The organism is Geobacter pickeringii (assembly GCF_000817955.1).
GTDB lineage: Bacteria > Desulfobacterota > Desulfuromonadia > Geobacterales > Geobacteraceae > Geobacter > Geobacter pickeringii.
This window is the reverse complement of record NZ_CP009788.1, coordinates 1974102-1994133: the sequence shown is the minus strand read 5'-3', so window position 1 is coordinate 1994133 and position 20032 is coordinate 1974102. Positions and strand designations below refer to the sequence as shown.

The following is a 20032-nucleotide window of genomic DNA, read 5'->3' as shown; positions in this document are numbered from 1 at the left end:
ACAGGATACGAGACGTGGAGGGGGAGATGGAATTTTTACCCGAAGTCCTGCGGATCAATGCGGAGAATGAAACCGAACGGATCTGCGCTTCCGTGCGCCGTGATCTCGCACATCGGCTCAAGCGGCGGGGGGTGGTGGTTGGTCTTTCGGGAGGGATCGACAGCAGCGTCACGGCGGCGCTCACCGCCAGAGCACTTGGGAAGGAGCGGGTTCTCGGCCTGCTGATGCCGGAGCGCCACTCGGCCGAGGAAACCCTCCGACTGAGTGGCGACGTGGCAGAGTGTCTCGGTATCGGTACCGAACATGAGGATATCACCGGCGTGCTTGAGGCGATTGGTTTCTATCGCCGGTACGACAGCGCCGTCCAGAGGGTAATCCCGGCGTACGGTGCCGGATGGCGGTCGAAGATCGTGGCTTCCAGCGGGGAAGGCTATACGCTTTTTTCTCTGGTAGCACGCAGTCCCGACGAGAGCGAAGTCCGGGTTCGGCTTCCGCTGGGCCCTTATCTGGAAATCGTCGCAGCCAGCAACTTCAAGCAGAGGGTCAGGAAAACGCTGGAATACTACCATGCCGACCGCCTCCATTACGCGGTGGCGGGGACCCCCAACCGCCTGGAGTACGATCAGGGGTTCTTCGTGAAACAGGGAGACGGCAGTGCCGATCTCAAGCCGATCGCCCACTTGTACAAGAGCCAGGTGTACCAGCTTGCCGAATATCTCGGGATTCCCGAGGAGATCCGGCGGCGCCGGCCGACGACCGATACCTACTCGCTGGAACAGGGGCAGGATGAATTCTACTTCTCTGTCGGCTACGAGAAGATGGATCTTTGCCTCTACGGCAGGAACAACGGAATTTCTCCCGAAGCAGTGGCTGCCGCGGCCGGCATGACTCCTGATCATGTGCGGCGGGTCTACGACGATATCGCAACCAAGCGGGCAACGACCAGGTATCTCCACCTGCCGACGCTTCTGGTGGAGGAGGTAACCGAGCTGGCGTGAATGCAGGGACAACTGCCGACGGATCGCAGTACCGTCTCCCATCGACAGGGGGGAAAGGGGGCAACCATGGAAGGAGTAGGGGAGACAATCAGACAATTTATCGTGCGGAATTTTCTCTTCGGCGAAGAGCGGGAACTTCGCCCGGACACGTCGTTTGTCGAGGAAGGGCTTGTCGATTCAACGGGAATCCTGGAGTTGGTCGCGTTCGTCGAAAATGAGTTCGGCATCGAAGTGCGGGATGAAGAGCTCGTGCCGGAGAATTTCGACTCGATCGCCAACATCGTGGCATTTCTCAACAGCAAAGGGGGTTCATCCGGCGAGGGGTCGGTACGGTTGGCACCGGTCGCCAGTGCGTGACGCTGGTCTGCGTCAGGAGGGTCGACAATGCTCGTTCATGATTTTCTGCGAAATTCAGCCGCGCGCCTCCCTGGCAAGGTGGCCCTCGTCAGCGGGCGAGAGCGACTCACCTACCGGGAGCTGGATGAGCGGTCGGACCGCCTCGCTGCCACCCTCGTCGATCTGGGCATGAATCGGCAGGATCGGGTGGTGATTCTGCTGGAGAACACCGCCGAGGCGGTCGTTTCTCTCTATGGCGTGCTCAAGGCAGGGGGGATTTTTGTGCTTCTCAATCCGGGAATGAAGAGCCACAAGCTCAATTTTATCCTCAAGGATTGCGGTGCACGGATGATCATCACCCATGAAGCGAGGGAAGACATCGTCAGCGAGGCGGTCGTCGGGGCCGATGATGTCAGGCAGATTGTCTGGTGCCGGCGGACGGGAAGCGGTCCGGAGGCTCTTCGGAGCAGGTATGGCACGGCTCATTCACTCGACTGGGCCGATGTCCTCACCCGTCCGGTGAGTCCTGCCGGCCTGGGCCGGATTCGAACTGTCGACGTCGATCTGGCGACGATCATCTACACCTCCGGTTCCACTGGTGAACCGAAGGGGGTCATGTCGGCCCACTACAACATGGTCGCTGCCGCCCGGAGCATCTCCAGCTACCTGAAGAACGTCGAATGCGACATTATCCTCGATACGCTCCCCCTTTCGTTCGACTACGGACTCTATCAGGTTCTGATGAGCTGTCTGTTTGGTGGCACGGTGGTGCTGGAGAAATCGTTCGCCTATCCCTATAAGGTCATGGAGACGCTGGTGGCCGAGCGGGTCACCGGGTTTCCGATTGTTCCGACCATGGTGGCGATCCTGCTCCAGATGGAGAACCTGGGACGTTTCGACTGCGGCTCCCTCCGGTACATGACCAATACGGCGGCCGCGCTGCCGGTTTCCTATATCGAGCAGCTCCAGGAACTGTTTCCCCATGTGACGATCTATTCGATGTACGGGTTGACGGAGTGCAAGCGGGTGTCGTACCTCCCCCCCGAGGAGTTGCGGCGAAGGCCGAAATCGGTTGGCATCCCCATTCCCAACGAGGAGGTGTTCATCCTGGACGAGAACGGGCGGGAGCTGGGTCCCGGCGAGATCGGCGAGCTGGTGGTGCGGGGAGCCAATGTGATGCAGGGGTACTGGAACCGTCCCGAGGAGACCGCGCGGACATTTCGTCCGGGGCGCTACCGCGGTGAGGCGTACCTCCATACGGGCGATCTGTTCCGCAAGGACGAGGATGGCTTCCTCTATTTCGTCAGTCGCCGGGACGACATGATCAAGACCCGCGGTGAGCGCGTCAGCCCGCGTGAGATCGAGAATGTGCTCTGCGGGATCCCCTGGGTCGCGGAGGCGGCGGTGGTTGGTGTCCCCGACGATATCTTCGGGCAGGCAGTAAAGGCGTTCGTTGTCTGCAACGGCTCGGGATGCGCGGATGAATCGGAACTGCTGCGGCACTGCGCGAAGCAGCTCGAACCATTCATGATCCCGAAATACGTGGAGTTTCGGAACGACTTCCCCAAGACCCCCAGCGGCAAGATTGACAAGAAGCGTCTTGCCTCCGATGCCTGATGGTGACCTCAATGGATCTGATCGCGCGCTTTGCCGAGGCTATCAACACCCGGCACTACCGGGGGCTCAAGAGGCATGTGGGCCGCATCGGATGGCTTGAAAAAATCGAGTTGCTGTCGCTTGACCTGCATTGCTGGCAACCGCCGCCCCTGCCGCGCATGCGCATGGAAGTTGATTTTGGGTTCGGCGGTGAGGCGGACGTCCGGGCCATGGCCCGAGATTCGGGACTTGATGTGCAGAGGCAGGAAGCGCTCTATCTCGAGAAACTCCGTCGGGGTGACCTCCTCTATGTGGGAAAGCGCCGCGAGGAGGTCGTGTTCTATCTCTGGGTGATAACCGGCAGGAAAGACATGATCAACCATTTTATGCTGCTGGAGGAGGGCGAGTTTGCCGTCGAGAGGAGTTTCACCAAAGAGGAATGCCGTGGGCATGGCCTCTACCCCTACGGGTTCATTGCCCTCATCGACGAAGCGAAGGGGCGTGGATTGCATTGCTGTCTCACCGATATCGCGTTGCACAACCCCCCCATGCTGAACACAGCCCGACGGCTCGGTTTTGAGAGGACCGATTCGTTTTACCTGTGGCTGCGCCATCCCTTCGGTCAGTATACCTTTCCCCGTGGCCCGCTGGCAGCGAGATTCATCCCCAAGTGAGTCATTGCGCCCCCTCCGTAATTCTGCAAGCTTCCGATGCCGGCTGACACCTATATCCTGATTAGCGTCATTCTTCCGCTACAAAGGCAGACCGTCCTCTCTCCCTGAGGGAGACGGCTAGGGTGAGGTGGAACTGGCTGATATAACAGAGCTGCTATCCCCTCATCCGGCCTTCGGCCACCTTCTCCCTCAGGGAGAAGGGTCCAGCGGAAGATTAGCGCTAATCAGGACATATATTTATTTCTACCGATCCATCCTTGTCTCCGGGTGGGAGCTGGTGTAAAGTTTATCGACATAACGAATGTTAATTTTGAGGGCAAGGAGAATCCATGCAGACAGGACGTGTGATTTCCGTCGTCGGCCTCGGCTATGTAGGTCTTCCCGTTGCAGTGGCCTTTGGCAAGACCGGCAGGACGATCGGGTTCGACATCAATGCGAAACGGATCGAAGAGCTCAGGAAGGGGACCGACCGTACCGGCGAGGTCTCCGCTGAGGAGCTTGGTGAGGCCGATATTCTCTACACCGATTCAATCGATGACCTGCGTGGGGCCGATTTTCACATCGTCGCGGTGCCGACGCCGGTCAACGAGGCAAACCAGCCCGATCTGACCCTCATGTTCAAGGCGTCCGAGAGTGTCGGCAAGGCGCTGAAGTCCGGCGACATCGTGGTGTACGAATCGACGGTATATCCCGGCGTTACCGAGGATGAATGTGTTCCCATCCTTGAGAGGGTTTCGGGGCTGCGGTGCGGCCGGGATTTCACGGTCGGGTACAGCCCCGAGCGGATCAATCCCGGTGATAAAGAGCATACGTTCACGAAGATCAGGAAGGTGGTGTCGGGGCAGGATGCGGCAACCCTCGATGTGGTGGCCCGCGTCTACGAGTCGGTGGTGACGGCCGGCGTCTTCCGTGCTTCCAGCATCAAGGTAGCCGAGGCAGCGAAGGTGATCGAGAACACCCAGCGCGACCTAAACATCGCCCTCATGAACGAGCTGGCCCTGATTTTCGACCGGCTCGGCGTCGATACGAACGATGTGCTCGATGCGGCCGGGACCAAATGGAACTTTCTCAAGTTCAGGCCGGGGCTCGTGGGGGGGCACTGCATCGGCGTTGATCCCTATTATCTCACCCATAAGGCGGAGAAGATCGGCTACATCCCCCAGGTGATCCTTGCCGGAAGGCGGATCAACGACGGAATGGGGAAGTTCATCGCCCAGCGGGCGGTGAAGGAGATGGTTCACGCGGGACATTGCATCCTCGGGAGCACGGTGACGGTGCTTGGTCTCACCTTCAAGGAGGATTGCCCCGATCTGCGCAACTCCCGGGTGATCGACATCATTCGCGAACTGCAGGATTACGGGATCAACGTGCAGGTTCACGATCCGTTGGCCGATCCTGACGAGGCGTTGCATGAGTATGGCGTGAGGTCTGTGCCCTTCGACGGACTCACCCCTGCCGCCGCGGTGATCGTCGCCGTTGCCCACCACGATTTCCGTTCACTGGGCGTGGCCGACCTGAAGAGGTTCATGGGCGATGCTCCGGTTCTCATCGATGTGAAGGGGATTTTCGATCCGCAGGCGGTTCGTGAGGCAGGAATCCGGTTCTGGAGACTCTGAACTGACAAGCTAAAGGCGGGTACCGGCAATGGTGCAGATCGTTGTCTCTACGATCGCAATCTCTCTGGCGTTGGTGTGGTGCGTATTCGTCGTCTGGCGGGGGGGGCGGACCTTTGCCACCTATGCCACCGTCGCCGCGGTTTTCATTTCTGCTGCTCTTGAGGCCAGTGATCTTCTGGCGATCGTTTTCCCCGCCGCGACATTCCACTGGAAGCGCTTTGCGCTGTTGGCGGAATCGGTCCTGCCGGCCGCCTGGTTTCTTTTCAGTCTCACCCATTCCCGTGAACTGGGGGGGCGCCATGCCCCCTTTCCGCAGCGGCTTTTCCTCGTCGGTACTCTGGCATTTCCCGCGGCCGTCGTGGTGCTGCCGGCCGAATCTTTCTTCTATTCCCCCGATTTTGCCGCTGAGCGGGTCCTTTTTCTTTCCAATGCCGGTTTCTGGTTTTACGGAGGGCTGCTCGTATACTTCGTGCTGGCCCTCGTCAATCTCGAAGCCACGTATCGCGGAGCTTCGCTGTCGTCCCGGTGGGTGATCAAGTTCGACTTCATCGGGGCAGTCAGTTTTCTTTCAGCTCTGGTCTTCTATTACAGCCAGGCGCTGCTCTATCGAACCGTCAACATGAATCTGATGCCGGTTCGCTCGGTCATGCTCATTCTCGCCGTGGCCATGATGTTCTACTCGCTCATCTTCCGGGGAGGAGGGGCGAGAATTGCCGTTTCCCGGAGCATGGCGTACAAGTCGGTGGTGCTGGTAGCCGTCGGGTTCTACCTGATTGCGCTCGGATTACTCGGGGAGGGGCTCAAGTACTTCGGAGAGTCGGGGCAGCGGGCCCTGGCTGTGGCGCTGGCCTTCATCGCCGGCGTCGCCCTGCTGGTGCTCTTGCTCTCCGAAACGGCGAAGCGCAAGATCAAGGTGTTCCTGCACAAGAATTTCTATCAGAGCAAATACGATTACCGAACCCAGTGGCTTCAGTTTACCGACCGGCTCACTGTCGCCAAGAGTGGCGACGAGCTCCGGGAGGCGGTCCTTGTCGGCTATTGCGAGATTTTTGCCATGGGGTGTGCGGCGCTCTTCGTGCGCGGCGGAGAGGGGGGAGGGTTCCGCTGGGCCGCAGGGGTCGGTCTGTCCCGGCCGGAGATTTTCTTCACCGCCCACGAGCCGGTTCTTCTGCCGCTGGAGGAACGGTCGTGGGTCGTGGACTTCAGGGATGAGGAGCCGCGGTTCAACGATCCCGATATCGATCGCAGGCTCACTGAAGATGGCATCATCTTCCTCGTTCCGCTCCTCAACTCCGGCATTCTCGAAGGGATCGTCGCCCTCGGCCGTCCCATCGACCCGAAGGAGCAGTATCTCTACGAGGATTTCGACCTGATGAAGACCATGGGGCGCCAGGCGTCCTCGGCCCTGCGCAACCTGCGGCTGGCCGATGAACTTCTGCAGGCCAAGGAACTGGAAGTCATGGGGAAGGTGTCGGCATTCATCCTTCATGACCTCAAGAATCTCGTCTATACCTTGTCGCTTACCGTGGAAAATGCTCAAGACCATCTGCGGGACCCCGAATTCCAGAGCGACATGCTTGCCACTCTCTCCAATACGGTCGGCCGGATGAAGGTTCTGATTTCAAAGTTGAGCAATCTTCCGGACAGGCTCTCGCTGAAGCGGGAAGCCGTCGATCTGCTGCAACTGGTGTCGGAGGCCCGCTCGCTGGTGGCCAGTGAGGGGGAGATTGCCGTTGAAGGGCGTCAGGTCTCGGCTTGGGTCGATCGGGAAGAGATCCAGAAGGTGGTGCTGAACCTGATCGTGAACGCTCTGGAAGCGACGGAGGGGAAGGGGCCGGTGGCGGTGACGGTGGGGGAGGGGAGCGGGCCGTTTTTCCGGGTAGCGGACCGGGGCTGCGGCATTGCCGAGGATTTTCTGCACAAGGATCTCTTCACGCCATTCAGGACCACGAAGAAGAAAGGGCTCGGAATCGGCCTGTATCAATGCCGGCAGATTGTGGAAGCCCATGGGGGATGGATCGAGGTGGAGAGTGCCGTCGGAGAGGGGACGACTTTCACCGTATGGCTGCAGTCACAACTATCATCATAGCGAACGGGGATTGCCATGGATAAATTGCTCATCGTCGACGACAACGAAGATATCCGCAAGCAGCTCAAATGGGGAATCGGCAAGGAATATTCCCTCATCATGGCTGGCGATGCCCATGAAGCGCTCGAACTGTTTCGCAAGCAGCGACCCCAGGTCGTGACCCTCGATCTCGGGCTCCCCCCCCAGGAAGACACCTCCGAAGAGGGGTTCCGTTGCCTCGGGGAGATGCTGCGGATCGCCCCCGATGTGAAGGTTATCGTCATCACGGGAAACGACGGCAGGGAGAACGCCGTCAGAGCGGTTCAGATGGGAGCCTACGACTTTTACCAGAAGCCGATCGATCTGAACGAGCTGAAGGTTATTGTCAAGCGGGCCTTCCACCTCCAGACCCTGGAGGACGAGAACCGTCGGCTTCAGACTGCCCTTGAGGGGAGCGAGAGCGACATCAAGGGGATCATCGGCCAGTGCCAGGAGATGCAGCTCGTCTTTACCACCATCCGGAAGGTGGCGGCTTCCGACATCTCGGTGCTCGTCTTCGGGGAGAGCGGTACCGGCAAGGAGCTGGTGGCCCGGGCGATCCATGTCATGAGCCTTCGCAGAAACGGCCCGTTCATACCGATCAACTGCGGCGCCATTCCGGAGAACCTTCTGGAGTCGGAGCTTTTCGGTCATGAAAAAGGGGCCTTCACGGGAGCCCACACCCGAATACAGGGGAAGGTCGAGTATGCCCACAAGGGGACGCTGTTTCTGGACGAGATTGGGGAACTCCCCTTGAACCTCCAGGTCAAGCTGCTCCGTTTTCTCCAGGAAAAGGTGATCCAGCGGGTAGGGGGGAGAGAGAATATTCCGGTGGATGCGCGGATCGTCGCCGCCACGAACATCGACATTGCACGGGCACTGGAGGAGGGAAAGTTTCGCGAGGATCTCTATTACCGCATTGGCGTAGTGACCATCACGCTCCCCCCGTTGCGGAAACGCGGTGATGATCTGATGCTGCTGGCAAACCTGTTCCTGAAGCGTTTTGTTAATGATTTCAAGAAGAAAGTCAAGGGCTTCAGCCCGGCGGCGCGCGAATTCATGGAAACCTATTCGTGGCCGGGCAACGTGCGCGAACTGGAGAACAAGGTGCAGCGGGCGGTACTTATGACATCCTCGTCGGTCATTGAGCCCGATGATCTCGGGTTCACCGAGCGTCCGGCGGGAGCGAGGGCGGCATCTGCAGATGCGACGACTTTGCGCGAGGCGCGGGATCGGGTCGAACGGGAAATGATCCAGGGAGCCGTCATGAACAACAAGGGAAATATCGCGAAGGCTGCCGAGGAGTTGGGTATCAGCAGGCCGACCCTCTATGACTTACTGAAGAAGCATGGCGTGACTGTTTGATTTTGACGGGAGTCGTCACTTTCTTGATCCGGGGGCCTTCGATAATCGTTGAGAGGATGTCGACGATACGTGGGTCGTAGACGGTTCCCGCATCGTTTCTGAGCCGGTCGAGGGCCTCCTTGGTGCTGATTCCCAGCCGGTACGGCCTGTCGCTCGTGAGGGCTCGGAATGAATCCACGACGGCCAATACGCGTGAAACGAGGGGAATATTTTCTCCCGCGAGGCCATCGGGGTAGCCTTTGCCGTCGAAGCGCTCGTGGTGATGTAGAATCCCCCGCTTTACTTCCTCAGAGAATTCGAATGAATCGAGAAGCCCCACGGTGGTGTAGGGGTGGATTTTCAGGGTGCTCCGCTCCGAGGGGAGGAGCGCTTCCTTCTTGTTCAGCACCCCATCCTCCAGCAGCACCAGCCCGAGATCGTAAATCATCGATGCGTAGAGGGCGTCCCGCCGGATATCTTCGCTCACTCCGAGCCGCCTGACGATTTCCGCCGTCAGTTCGGGCAGGAACGGATCTTTCTTGTGATATCGCTTTTCCGCGGTGATGAGGCTGTCGAGGGAGGTCACCAACTGCCGATAGTCGTCCTCCCGCTGCTCGCCGGCGTGAAGCCGTTCGATGAAGTATGAGACCCGCTCGCCGAGCAGTGACGCGAGATCATAGTCCTGGGTGGTAAACGGGGCAGAAGAGCGCTTGTTGTTGAGGTTCAGGACCCCGATGACCTTGTCGTTTACCTTGAGCGGGAGCGAGATCAGGGATTTCGCGTTGTATTGGGGGACGTTCCTGCGGCCGAAGCGCGGGTCTTTCTCGATATCCTCGATGAAGAGAGACTTCCCTTCAAGCGCCACCCACCCGGCTATCCGTTCGCCGAGTCTTACCCTTGTCTGCTTCATGAGAAAATCGTCAAGCCCCCGGGCGCTCTTGATGACGAGGTCGCCGGAAAGCTCATCGCAGAGCATGATGGAACAGATATTAAGGTCGAGTACCTCGGCGATGAACTCAAGGAACAGGTCGATGGTGGTATTGAGGACCGCATCCGCCTTTTGACGGGAGCTTCGGGGAATCGCCAAAGAGACGACCATGCCGGTGGAGGTGTTGCTGGCGGTCAGGTCCCAGCGGTGAAGGTCGATGACCTTGCGTGCCAGGTAAAGCTTGAGCTTCTCATCCGGATAATCGCTCTGGAACAGATGGTTCGAGGAGAAGAGGAAGGGGAGGATGTTGTCCGGCAGTTTTCGGGGAAGTTTGATTGCCACGTCGACTTGGTCGTTCTCGCTGACGGAAACCGCGACGGTATCGCCGCGCTCGAGGTAGTGGCTGAGTCCCTCGATCATATTCATGAAAAACTGGACGATCCGGATCCTGTCTCCGACGATGTCCGGCACGTCATCGGTGCTCGCTATCTCGACTGCGATCCCTTGGCGCGACAGCATGGTTCGCAGGCTCTTTGCCGCCACGACTTCGTTCAGGACATCCCTGAGACTTACGACGGTTTTGTTGATGATCATCGTCTCGTCTTCGAAACGGAGGAAATCGAGCTGATTTTCCACTATGGTGATCAGTTTGTCCGTTTCGCCAGTGATGATGTCATAGAAGTCCTGCTGTTCCCGGTGGGTGAGTCGCTCCGACTGCTGCAGGTAATAGACCGATCCTTTGATGGAATTGAGCGGCGTGCGCAGTTCGTGTGAGACCCTGGTGATGAACTCCGTCTTGACCATGTCGCCTTCGATCAGTTTCCGGTTTATCCCCTCAAGTTCCGCCGCCTTGTAACGGAGCTGGTTCACCAGCATGGCGTTTTCCAGAGCAATGGCCGATTGGTTGGCAATGATCTTGATGAGCGAGAATTCGTCTTCCGTGAACGGTGAACCATCGAGCTTGTCGTTTATGTTGAGGACGCCGAGCAGCTTATTTTTGCTGACAACGGGACAGGAGATGAAAGATTGGGTCTTGTAACGATCGTGAGTCATTCCGCGAAACTTGGCCTCTTTTGATATGTCTTCCACGAGGACAGGCATGCGGTTGAGGGCGACTACCCCGGCGATTCCCTCGCCGATTTTCGCGCGATAGCTCTTCTGAAAGAGCGCGTCCACCCCGCGCCCTGCCAGGATTGTGAGTTCCTCCCGCTCGTTGAGGAGCATCAGCGAGCCTTTTTCCGCTTCGGTATAACTGACCGCAAGATCGAGCATCAGGTTGGCGACGGCGTTGATGTTGTCAGTCACCACCAAGGCGGTGGAAATCTCCTGAAGTATGGCGAATTTCTTCTCAAAGAGACGGAGATTGTCGGCTAGCTGCATCATCGCGCACCCGCTCGATAGGTCGTTTTGGAAGGAATGAAGATGCTGCGGCTCATCTTTGCGTTGATGATTAGAAGCAACAAAGGTGCCAAGGAAAAAAGGCGAATAAAGATGGGGGTAATCTGGGTGGTTTATTGAGAGAGAAGCGGAGACGGGGCTTTAAAGTGGAAAAATTTCCTGAAAGGGGCGGTCGTAGCTGTCGGAAATATTGACATAATACTACTCTACTTGGTCTTTTTCTCCAGCTCGACATCGAGGCTCTTGAGCTTCTCGATGTTCAGACGAAGTTCCTTGTTCTCGCGGGTGAGTGAGAGGTTCACGTCTTTAAGGGATTTGATCTGGCGGCGAAGTTCGGTGGACGCCTGAAGGCGGCGGGGAGAGTCAGTCAGAAAAGAGGCAAGAGATGCCGCTTGGGCGGTCCAGGTGCTGGCGGGGTACTCCTTGCGGAGGCGTTCGAGGAGGTTCGATGCCCGGCCAATCTCCTCACGGTCGAATTCTTCAGGTATCGTCAGAAGCGCAAGTCGAAAAAGCGCTTCGTCAGTCACGCCGTTGATCCCCTTTGCCGCCACCACGGCCCGGAGGTTTTCGGCCGCACCGTCGCTGTCGCCCCGCTGCAGGAGTGTCAGGGCCTTTTCGAGGCGCTCTTCCTGGAGCGAGCGTTGCCGCTGCACCTCGATCGTCTTCTGGACGACGGCACATGCCGAGAGTGAAAGTATGGTGACGGCCAGGATCAGAAAACGGACAATCTTCATCGGGCACCTTGTCTCCGGTTGACCAGGTAGGTACTTCCCGGTGATTTTTTCAGGAAATCCTTGATATCCGCCGCTGTTTTGGCGATGTCGACGGCGGAGCGGAACTCTCCTCCCTGGCAGACAACGACGGCGATGGAAATGCTCATTATGGGGAAGGTGCGGGAGATGCCGTAACGGTCAACCCCTTCGATTGCCCCTTTTTCAAGATCTTCTGCGCTGTACTGCGTTCGGATGAAGGTGTCGAAGCGGGCGATGACCTCTTCGCAGACCGGAGCTGCCAGGTCGGAGCCAACGACCATGACGAAGTCGTCGCCGCCGACGTGGCCGACAAAGGAGTTCCCCCTGGTGAGCTCCTTAACGGTTTCATGAATCAGTTCCGCGGTCAATTTTATCACTTCGCTGGCTTTTATGTAGCCGTAGCGATCATTATAGGCTTTGAAGTTGTCGAGGTCGCCGTAGCAGACAGCAAATGGTTCGTTGGACTGGAGCCGCTTGTTCAGGACACGCTCGATGGCGATATTGCCCGGCAAGCGAGTGAGAGGGCTTGCATCGAGACTGATCTGCTCCAGTTCCCTGAGCTTTTTTCCCATCCGGATGAAATCTTCGGAGAGTGCCCCGATTTCGTCTCCCGTCGGGATCTTCGGATCGTAATCAAAATCTCCCTCAGCAATGCGGTGCATCCCCTTTTTCAGCTTCCTGAGGGCGGTGGAAATGGTGTGGACGGTAAACAGGGCGACGGTGAGGGCCAGGATGATGCCGGAAAACGAAAGGATGAGACTGAACCGCACCGTGTCGGTTTCGCGCTGGTCTGCCTCCGCAAGTTTGTCGGCGAGCAGCTTGCGACGGGAAGATGAAAACTCGTCAATGGCGGTAACCACTGCATCCGCCTCGTTTTTCGCGGGGAGTTCATCTTTGCCGTAAGTGCTGATGACCCGCTCGACCTCCGAACGATAGCGCGTGTACGCCTGCACAATGGCTCGGAAACTGCCGTTGTTGTCCCGCGTGCCAAGCTCCCCGAGGAGGGTGAGAAACTCTCCCTGCCGTTTGCCGTAAAGCTCCAGGAATTCATCACTCTTGAGGATGACATATTTCCCCGCGAATCGTTCCTGGGCCAGCATCAGTTCGCGCAGCTTGCTGGCGGTGTTGATAGCGAACAGGTCCGAACGGGCGATCTCCTTGGCGGTCCTGTTGAGGGAGTAAAGGCCAAACATGGAGTAGACAAGGGCCGCCGTGGCGAAGAACAGCATCGCCGCGTAACTTGCCATCAGTTTCTGGACTATGGTGAAACGGGTGCGTGGTTGATCGGTTTTCACGTACAGGTGCCTTCCGCAGACCATTGCATACAAGCTGTCCAATACTATTCCACAGGGGAGGGCAAGTCAACAAAAGGTCGTGAAAACTCGCGTCTGGCCGCTCCCTTTGCGGTTGCGGGGAACCGCGTCCTGTGCTATATAAGGCTGAAATTTGGCTGCATATGGAGCTCCCCATGATCGGTCTTGACAAAGTCATCGAAGATGCCCTCCGGGAGGATATTCACACCGGCGACATCACCACTCTTGCAGTGGTTCCCGGTAGCCGTCCCGCCCGGGCCCGGCTCGTTGCCAAAGAGCCGATGGTTCTGGCGGGGATTGCCGTTGCGGCCCGTGTCTTTCATCTGCTTGATTCCACTATCCGTTTCACCCCGCGTTTCGAGGACGGCGCGCGCCTTTCGGCCGGAGACCTCATTGCGGAGCTCGAAGGGGATTCGTCTCTGCTGCTGCAGGGGGAACGGGTTGCCCTTAATCTGATCCAGCGGATGTGCGGAACCGCCACACTGACGGCGCGGTTTGTGGAAGCGGTTCGCGGCACCACGACGCGTATCGTCGACACCCGCAAGACGACGCCCGGGCTTCGGGTGTTGGAAAAGTATGCGGTGCGTGTGGGGGGGGGGATCAATCATCGCACCGGTCTTTACGATGGGGTTCTGATCAAGGAGAATCATATCGCCGCCGCTGGCGGGATCACCGAAGCCGTCCGCCGCGCTCGTGCCTATATTCCCCATACGATGAAGATTGAGGTCGAAACCGAGACGCTCGCCGAGGTGAACGAGGCCCTGGAGGCGGGGGCCGATATCATCATGCTCGACAACATGACCCGTGAAACCATGCGCGAAGCCGTGGCAATGATCGGCGGACGCGCGCTCGTCGAGGCGTCCGGCGGCGTGAATCTGGAGACGGTACGCGGAATCGCCGAGACGGGCGTCGACATCATCAGTGTCGGAGCTCTTACCCACTCGGCCCGTGCCATGGATATCTCGATGCTGCTGGAGGCTGTGTGACCGGAGACGCGATTCGTGCGGCGGAGGGGGACGATCGGGGGATCGATCGAAAGATCCTGGAGATCTTTCGTGAGGCTTCCGGCGGGATCGTCTCCGGCGAAACCTTGAGCAAAGACCTCAACGTATCGCGCACCGCAGTCTGGAAGCATATCAAGGCCCTCCGGAATCTCGGATACCAGATAACTGCGGTTCCCTCCCAGGGATACCGGCTCATCGGTTCGCCGGACATTCTCACCCCCCCCGAAATTTCTGCCGGGCTCCGTGTGGAGAGTGTCGGCTCACACCTTGTCTGCCTTCGCGAAACGGAATCCACGAATGTTGTCGCCTACCGGCTTGCCGCGGAAGGCGCCGCGGAAGGAACCGTCGTCATCGCCGATTCCCAGAGCCGCGGCAAGGGGCGGCTTGGCAGGGCCTGGGAATCCCCGCAGGGAGTGAACCTTTACTGCTCCGTCATCTTGCGTCCGGCGATACTACCGCATCATGCGCCTCAACTGACATTCCTCTCTGCAGTGGCGGTGGCCGAGGCGATAGAGCGAACCACTCCCCTTGTCCCCGCCATCAAATGGCCCAACGATGTCCTGATCAACGGCCGTAAGGTGGCCGGCACCCTCAACGAAATGAGTGCCGAAACCGAGCGGGTCGAGTTCATTATTCTCGGCGTCGGAGTGAACATCAACATGCGCCGTGAGCAGTTTCCGGCCAGCCTTCGCCACCCCGCCACCTCACTGGCCATCGAGGGGGGCGGCGAAGTGGAGCGGGTTCGGTTCCTCCGGGCGTTCCTCGAATCCCTTGACCGCCTCTACCATCGGTATCGTTCCGAGGGGTACGAACCGCTGCGGCAGGCCTGGCTTTCCCGGAGCGTCGTGATGGGGCGGCGGGTGAGCGTGGCGATCGGCGAGGGGAGTGTGAAGGGGGTTGTCACGGGGATCGACGAAATCGGTGCGTTGCTGCTCCAGACTGCCGATGGGGGGACGGAACGGATCCTCTCCGGTGATGTCACCGTTGAAGAATAGGAGGTTGCGTGCTTCTCGTTATCGATGTGGGTAACAGCAATATCGTGCTGGGAATTTACGACCGTGAGCGGCTTCTCCGTGACTGGCGCGTTTCGACCGACAAGGCGAAGACCACCGATGAATACGGCATCCTGGTCCACGAGCTCTTCCGGCTGGCCGGGCTCGGCTTCAAAGATATCACCGACATCATCATTTCCTCCGTGGTGCCGACCCTGACAGGGGTGCTCGAACGCCTCTCCCAATCCTATTTCGGCTTTCGGCCCTACGTGGTCGGACCGGGAATCAAAACCGGCATGCCAATACAGTACGACAATCCCAAGGAGGTGGGCGCCGACCGTATCGTAAACGCCGTCGCCGGCTACGAAAAGTACCGCACTTCCCTCATTATTGTCGATTTCGGGACCGCCACGACCTTCGATTATGTCAATCGCAAGGGTGAGTACTGCGGCGGGGCTATCGCGCCGGGGCTCATGATATCGATCGAGGCGCTTTTCCAGAAGGCGAGCAAGTTGCCGCGGGTAGAGATTGTGAAACCGCCGTCAATCATTGCGAAGAATACGGTCAATTCCATGCAGGCCGGCATTTTTTACGGTTACGTGGGACTTGTGGATGAGATCGTGAGCAGAATGAAGACTGAAAGCAAGGATACGCCGAAGGTGATTGCCACCGGCGGACTGGCGGCACTCATCGCGCCCGAGTCGAAATGCATCGAAACCATCGAGGAATATCTGACACTGGAGGGACTGAGGATACTGTATCAGCGCAACAGCGAGCATTGAAGCAGCGGGAATCACGGTCAGAGCTGACCGACCTTTTACTTCACGGGAGGATGTATGGGCAAGTATGATACCGCAAAGCTGAGAAACCTCGGAATTGTCGCCCATGGCGGCGCAGGCAAGACCTCTCTGACCGAAGCGATCCTCTACACGGCGGGAATGATCGACCGTCTGGGCCGGGTCGACGACGGGACGTCCACCATGGATTTCGAGCCCGAGGAGATCAAGCGGAAGATAACGATCACCTCCTCCCTCGATCACTGCGAATGGAACGGTTACTCGCTGCACATCGTCGACACTCCCGGTTATGGAAACTTCATCGCCGACACCCGGGCCTGCATGCGGGCCCTCGGCGGCTGCGTCGTCATCCTCTCGGCCATTTCGGGGGTTAAGGTGCAGACCGAGGAGGTCTGGGAGTGGGCCAACGAATTTGAACTCCCCCGTATCGCCTTCGTCAACAAGATGGACCGGGAATACGCCAATTTCCTGCGGGCCATCGACGACATGGAGAAATCCCTCAAAGCCCGCGGTGTGGCGGTCCAGATGCCGCTGGGGGCCGCCGAGACCTTCGAGGGGGTCATCGACCTCATCCAGATGAAGGCCTATCGTTACGCGAAGGATGGGTCCGGCAAATTCACCGTGGAGGATATCCCTGCGGCAGACCGCGCCGAAGCGCAGCGCCTGCGGGATATCATGGTGGAGACCGCCGCCGAGGCCTACGACAAGCTCACCGAGAAGTATCTCGAAACCGGCGAGCTGACCGAAGAGGAGATTCTGGACGGCCTGCGGGTGGGCGCCCTTCGCTACACATTTACGCCGGTCTTCTGCGGCTCGGCCACCCTCAATATCGGCGTGCATCATCTCCTTGATTACATCTGCCATTGCCTTCCTTCGCCGCTCGACCGCGGAGCGGTGGTCGGCGCCAATCCGAAGACCGGCGATCTGGAAGAGCGCGCGCCTGATGAGTCGGCACCATTTTCGGCGCTGGTCTTCAAGACCACCTCAGACCCCTACACCGGCAAGATATCCATTTTCCGTGTCTATTCGGGAACTCTCAATGCTGACTCAACCATTTACAACCCCGTTCGCGACTGCGAGGAGCGGATAGGTCAGATCTATGAGCTTGAGGGGAAAAAGCAGAAGGCGATCAAGCAGGCTGTTGCGGGTGATATCGTGGCGGTTTCCAAGCTCAAGGAGACCCTTACGGGGGACACGCTCTGCGACCGGGAGAAAGCGATTGTCTACGAGCCGGCAAAATCTTTGCAACCGGTCATCTCCTACGCGATCCAGCCCAAGACCAAAAACGATGAGGACAAGATCCACGGTGCCCTCCAGCGTCTCATCGAAGAGGATCAGACCATTCAGGTCCGTCGCGACGACAAGACCCGGGAGCTGATTCTGTCCGGCATGGGGCAGGTGCATCTCGAGGTCACCATCGAGAAGCTCAAGCGCAAGTTCAATGTCGACGTGGAGATGAAAACCCCGAAGGTGCCGTATCTCGAAACCTTCAAGGCGAGTGTCAAGGCTCAGGGGAAGTACAAGAAACAGTCCGGGGGACGGGGGCAGTACGGCGACTGCTGGGTGGAGTTCTCTCCCCTTGCCCGGGGCGAGGGATTTCAGTTTGAAGACCGGATCGTCGGTGGCGTCATTCCCCGCCAGTACATTCCTGCCGTCGAGAAGGGGATTGCCGATGCGTCTCTGGAGGGGTTCCTGGCCGGCTACCCTCTGGTCGACTTCAAGGCGGCGGTCTACGACGGCTCGTTCCATACCGTCGATTCCTCCGAAATGGCGTTCAAGGTCGCGGGGTCCATGGCGTTCAAGAAGGCGATGGAGAGCGCCAAGGTCGTACTCCTTGAGCCGATGATGAATCTCAAGGTTACGGTCCCCGAGGAGACCATGGGCGATGTCATCGGTGATCTGAACTCTCGGCGCGGGAAGGTGGTCGGTGTCGAACCGAAGGCCAACTCCCAGATCATCCGGGCCGTGGTCCCCATGGCCGAAGTGCTCAGCTACGCCAACGATCTGAAATCCATGACCAGTGACCGCGGACTGTTCACCATGGAGTTTTCCCATTATGAAGAGGTGCCAAGTCACCTTTCGCAAAAAGTGATTGCCGAAGCGGCCAAGGCCGAGGTCAAGAACAATCACCACTGACGTGGTGGGTACGCACGGGAGGAGATGGACTGATGAATGACGACGTTGAATTCGAGCCGAATGCAAACGAGCCGAAAAAAGAGGGTGGCAACACCCGCCTTCTTTTCCTCGTGCTCCTTCTGTTGGTGGCGGTATTTGGCTACCTTTACTATTTTACCGGCTTGATCAAGCCCCGCGAAGAAGCCAAGGCGCCGGAGGCGGTGCCGCCTGCGCAGGTGAAACAGCCCATTCCTCCGCGGCCGGAACAAAAACCTGCCGAAACCTCTACCGCGGCGAAAACGGGCATCGAAGCGGAGAAAAAGGCCGAACCTGCCGCTGCCGCGAAGCCTGAGGAGAAAAAGGGCGAACCGGCAAAGCCGGTTGCAAGCAATGGCAAGCCTGAGACGGCGAAATCCGCCAAGGCTGAAGGGACTCAACCGAAGAAAGAAGGGACGAAGCCTGTCGAAGTCGCCAAGGTTGTCCCCTCGGGCGAGCAGAAAAAGAACGGGGCTGTCTCGACTGAGAACGAGAAGGGGAAGGGAGTTGCTGCGGAGCCTTCGAAAAAGGAAGCGAAGAAGGAAGCTCCTTCTCCCGAGAAAAAGAAAGCCGTTGCCACGGAAAAGGCCGGCAAGGCCAAGATAGCCTCGACGGCAGCCGCCAAGAAACACGCCGCGGCGAAGAAACCTGAAAGCAAGGGGACGGGCGAGTATACGCTGCGAATCGGCGAGTACGTGGTGGCTGATGCCATGGAGCGTGACAAGGAAAAGGCTCAGGATTCCGGCTTTACCCCGCTCGTCAAGCAAGGCCCGAAAAAGAAGGAACCGATGATCCGGCTCTACCTTGGTGAATTCGGCGACCAGGAGAGTGCCAAGCGTGAACTCGCCAAACTGCATGACGCGACGGTCGAAGGGTTCGTTCTGAACGAAGGTGGCAAGTATCGAGTCTATGCAGGGTCATATTTTCTGCACGAACGGGCCGTGAAGGAACAGCAGCGGCTTACGGCGCTGGGGATCAAGCCGACCCTTAAAAAAGCCTCCGTTTCCGTTCCGACTCTTCTGTTGACCGCCGGTAAATTCTCGAACCGCGAGGACGCCGTCAAGGCTGCCGCCAAACTGAGGCAGAAGGGGCTTAAACCGGCAGTGGTCGAGAGCCCGCAGCAATAATGTCGTTCACGCTGAAACTGTCGGTGCAGGCGGCGACGCTGCTTCGGCCGCATGCACCGCGCGACGAGAAGCTGAAGATGGTGGCGGGAGAGGGAGATCTCTCTCCCGCCGATCGCGTGACGGTGCTCTATTTTCTCGCCAGCGATCATGACCGCGAGGTGCGGGAGGGGGCCCGAAAGGCCCTTGCCGAGATTCCGGAGCATGATCTGCGTCAGGCGGTATCTTCGCCCGATCTCCACCCGCGCGTGCTCAATGCCTTGGCACGGCTGTACCACCGGTTTCATCATCTGGCGGAATCTCTGGCGACGCATCCGAACTGCGATGACGCGACACGAGATTTTCTTTCAGGAAAAGGGATTGTCGTCTTTTCGCCAAACTCCGGGAACGTCAGCGCCCATCAGGAAGAGGGGGAGACGGGCGAGGAAGATTTTGCGGAGACGGATGAGCCTGTTGACGAGGAGAGCGAGGCGTTCCGGAGCAAGTATCAGCTCGCCCAGACAATGGGGGTTGCCGAGAAGATCAAGATTGCCCAGACCGGTGACAAGGAATGGCGGATGATCCTCATCAAGGATTCCAACAAGCTGGTGTCAGGGACAGTCATCAGGAATCCCCGGATGACCGAGTCCGAGGTACTTACCATTGCGAAGTCGGCGATTCAGAACGACGAGATACTCCGGGTAATCTGCGCCAACAAGGAATGGGTCAAGAATTACCAGATACGTAAGGCTCTGGTCGAGAATACCAAGACGCCGCTTCCGACGTCACTTCGTCTCCTTGCGACCCTTGGCGAGAAGGATCTGGCCCATATCGCTAAAAGCAAAAACATTTCGTCAGTCCTCTCGACTCAGGCGAAGAAGCTTGTCATGGCGAAGAAGAAAGACTAAAGAGGAGAGTCTTCC

The 20032-nt window shown here is 58.5% G+C and carries 16 protein-coding genes; 13 read left to right on the top strand and 3 right to left on the bottom strand.

Going from position 1 to position 20032, the window contains the following annotated elements; translation table 11 throughout:
• Window positions 1–26: 26 nt before the first annotated feature.
• The 7 genes from nadE (at window position 27) to prsR (ending at window position 8692) form a co-directional block, all read left to right on the top strand.
• Complete coding sequence (nadE, locus tag GPICK_RS08990; RefSeq protein ID WP_039745564.1) at window positions 27–998, top strand: NAD(+) synthase; 972 nt, start codon at window positions 27–29, stop codon at window positions 996–998.
• A gap of 66 nt (window positions 999–1064) precedes the next feature.
• Window positions 1065–1355 (top strand): acyl carrier protein, encoded by a 291-nt coding sequence (locus GPICK_RS08985; RefSeq protein WP_039742396.1) that lies wholly within the window; start codon window positions 1065–1067, stop codon window positions 1353–1355.
• A gap of 27 nt (window positions 1356–1382) precedes the next feature.
• Window positions 1383–2951 (top strand): class I adenylate-forming enzyme family protein, encoded by a 1569-nt coding sequence (locus GPICK_RS08980; protein ID WP_039742392.1) that lies wholly within the window; start codon window positions 1383–1385, stop codon window positions 2949–2951.
• 11 nt (window positions 2952–2962) lie between these two features.
• Complete coding sequence (locus tag GPICK_RS08975; protein WP_039742390.1) at window positions 2963–3604, top strand: GNAT family N-acetyltransferase; 642 nt, start codon at window positions 2963–2965, stop codon at window positions 3602–3604.
• A gap of 329 nt (window positions 3605–3933) precedes the next feature.
• Window positions 3934–5220: a nucleotide sugar dehydrogenase gene (locus tag GPICK_RS08970; RefSeq protein WP_039742387.1), complete on the top strand. Its 1287-nt coding sequence runs from the start codon at window positions 3934–3936 to the stop codon at window positions 5218–5220.
• Window positions 5221–5248: 28 nt separating this feature from the next.
• Window positions 5249–7309: an XrtA/PEP-CTERM system histidine kinase PrsK gene (gene prsK, locus GPICK_RS08965; protein WP_039742384.1), complete on the top strand. Its 2061-nt coding sequence runs from the start codon at window positions 5249–5251 to the stop codon at window positions 7307–7309.
• Between the two features lie 15 nt (window positions 7310–7324).
• Window positions 7325–8692, top strand: coding sequence for a PEP-CTERM-box response regulator transcription factor (prsR, locus tag GPICK_RS08960; protein ID WP_039742382.1), 1368 nt, complete (start codon window positions 7325–7327; stop codon window positions 8690–8692).
• On the opposite strand, the gene GPICK_RS08955 is transcribed toward prsR, so the two are convergent.
• From GPICK_RS08955 to GPICK_RS08945, 3 genes are all read right to left on the bottom strand, one after another.
• The gene (locus GPICK_RS08955) at window positions 8640–10982 is read right to left on the bottom strand and encodes an HD domain-containing phosphohydrolase (protein WP_236685512.1); all 2343 of its coding nucleotides are present in this window, start codon (window positions 10980–10982) and stop codon (window positions 8640–8642) included. The genes prsR and GPICK_RS08955 overlap by 53 nt on opposite strands.
• A 221-nt stretch (window positions 10983–11203) precedes the next feature.
• Window positions 11204–11731, bottom strand: a complete 528-nt coding sequence (locus GPICK_RS08950) for a tetratricopeptide repeat protein (protein ID WP_039742380.1) — start codon at window positions 11729–11731, stop codon at window positions 11204–11206.
• Window positions 11728–12996, bottom strand: a complete 1269-nt coding sequence (locus GPICK_RS08945) for a GGDEF domain-containing protein (protein ID WP_236685511.1) — start codon at window positions 12994–12996, stop codon at window positions 11728–11730. The genes GPICK_RS08950 and GPICK_RS08945 overlap by 4 nt, the downstream gene beginning before the upstream one ends.
• Before the next feature lie 221 nt (window positions 12997–13217).
• Between GPICK_RS08945 and nadC the strand changes: the two genes are divergently transcribed.
• From nadC to GPICK_RS08915, 6 genes are read left to right on the top strand one after another with little or no spacing between them, the layout of a single operon-like run.
• On the top strand, window positions 13218–14048 hold the full coding sequence (gene nadC / locus GPICK_RS08940) for a carboxylating nicotinate-nucleotide diphosphorylase (RefSeq protein ID WP_039742377.1): 831 nt from the start codon (window positions 13218–13220) through the stop codon (window positions 14046–14048).
• The gene (locus GPICK_RS08935) at window positions 14045–15061 is read left to right on the top strand and encodes a biotin--[acetyl-CoA-carboxylase] ligase (protein ID WP_039742374.1); all 1017 of its coding nucleotides are present in this window, start codon (window positions 14045–14047) and stop codon (window positions 15059–15061) included. Before nadC ends, GPICK_RS08935 begins: the two co-directional genes overlap by 4 nt.
• A gap of 8 nt (window positions 15062–15069) precedes the next feature.
• Window positions 15070–15840 carry a type III pantothenate kinase gene (locus GPICK_RS08930; RefSeq protein WP_039742371.1) on the top strand — a complete coding sequence of 257 codons (771 nt, stop codon included), beginning with the start codon at window positions 15070–15072 and terminating at the stop codon, window positions 15838–15840.
• Between the two features lie 54 nt (window positions 15841–15894).
• The gene (gene fusA, locus GPICK_RS08925; protein ID WP_039742366.1) at window positions 15895–17991 is read left to right on the top strand and encodes an elongation factor G; all 2097 of its coding nucleotides are present in this window, start codon (window positions 15895–15897) and stop codon (window positions 17989–17991) included.
• 32 nt (window positions 17992–18023) lie between these two features.
• Complete coding sequence (locus GPICK_RS08920) at window positions 18024–19133, top strand: SPOR domain-containing protein (RefSeq protein WP_039742363.1); 1110 nt, start codon at window positions 18024–18026, stop codon at window positions 19131–19133.
• Entirely contained in the window at window positions 19133–20017 is an 885-nt protein-coding gene (locus GPICK_RS08915; RefSeq protein ID WP_144400072.1) for a hypothetical protein, read from the top strand. The genes GPICK_RS08920 and GPICK_RS08915 overlap by 1 nt, the downstream gene beginning before the upstream one ends.
• Window positions 20018–20032 lie beyond the last annotated feature (15 nt).

Coding starts and splice junctions, on each gene's coding strand:
- nadE (WP_039745564.1), top strand. CDS start 27: ATGGAATTTTTACCCGAAGTCCTGCGGATCAATGCGGAGAATGAAACC.
- GPICK_RS08985 (WP_039742396.1), top strand. CDS start 1,065: ATGGAAGGAGTAGGGGAGACAATCAGACAATTTATCGTGCGGAATTTT.
- GPICK_RS08980 (WP_039742392.1), top strand. CDS start 1,383: ATGCTCGTTCATGATTTTCTGCGAAATTCAGCCGCGCGCCTCCCTGGC.
- GPICK_RS08975 (WP_039742390.1), top strand. CDS start 2,963: ATGGATCTGATCGCGCGCTTTGCCGAGGCTATCAACACCCGGCACTAC.
- GPICK_RS08970 (WP_039742387.1), top strand. CDS start 3,934: ATGCAGACAGGACGTGTGATTTCCGTCGTCGGCCTCGGCTATGTAGGT.
- prsK (WP_039742384.1), top strand. CDS start 5,249: ATGGTGCAGATCGTTGTCTCTACGATCGCAATCTCTCTGGCGTTGGTG.
- prsR (WP_039742382.1), top strand. CDS start 7,325: ATGGATAAATTGCTCATCGTCGACGACAACGAAGATATCCGCAAGCAG.
- GPICK_RS08955 (WP_236685512.1), bottom strand. CDS start 10,982: ATGATGCAGCTAGCCGACAATCTCCGTCTCTTTGAGAAGAAATTCGCC.
- GPICK_RS08950 (WP_039742380.1), bottom strand. CDS start 11,731: ATGAAGATTGTCCGTTTTCTGATCCTGGCCGTCACCATACTTTCACTC.
- GPICK_RS08945 (WP_236685511.1), bottom strand. CDS start 12,996: ATGGCAAGTTACGCGGCGATGCTGTTCTTCGCCACGGCGGCCCTTGTC.
- nadC (WP_039742377.1), top strand. CDS start 13,218: ATGATCGGTCTTGACAAAGTCATCGAAGATGCCCTCCGGGAGGATATT.
- fusA (WP_039742366.1), top strand. CDS start 15,895: ATGGGCAAGTATGATACCGCAAAGCTGAGAAACCTCGGAATTGTCGCC.
- GPICK_RS08920 (WP_039742363.1), top strand. CDS start 18,024: ATGAATGACGACGTTGAATTCGAGCCGAATGCAAACGAGCCGAAAAAA.
- GPICK_RS08915 (WP_144400072.1), top strand. CDS start 19,133: ATGTCGTTCACGCTGAAACTGTCGGTGCAGGCGGCGACGCTGCTTCGG.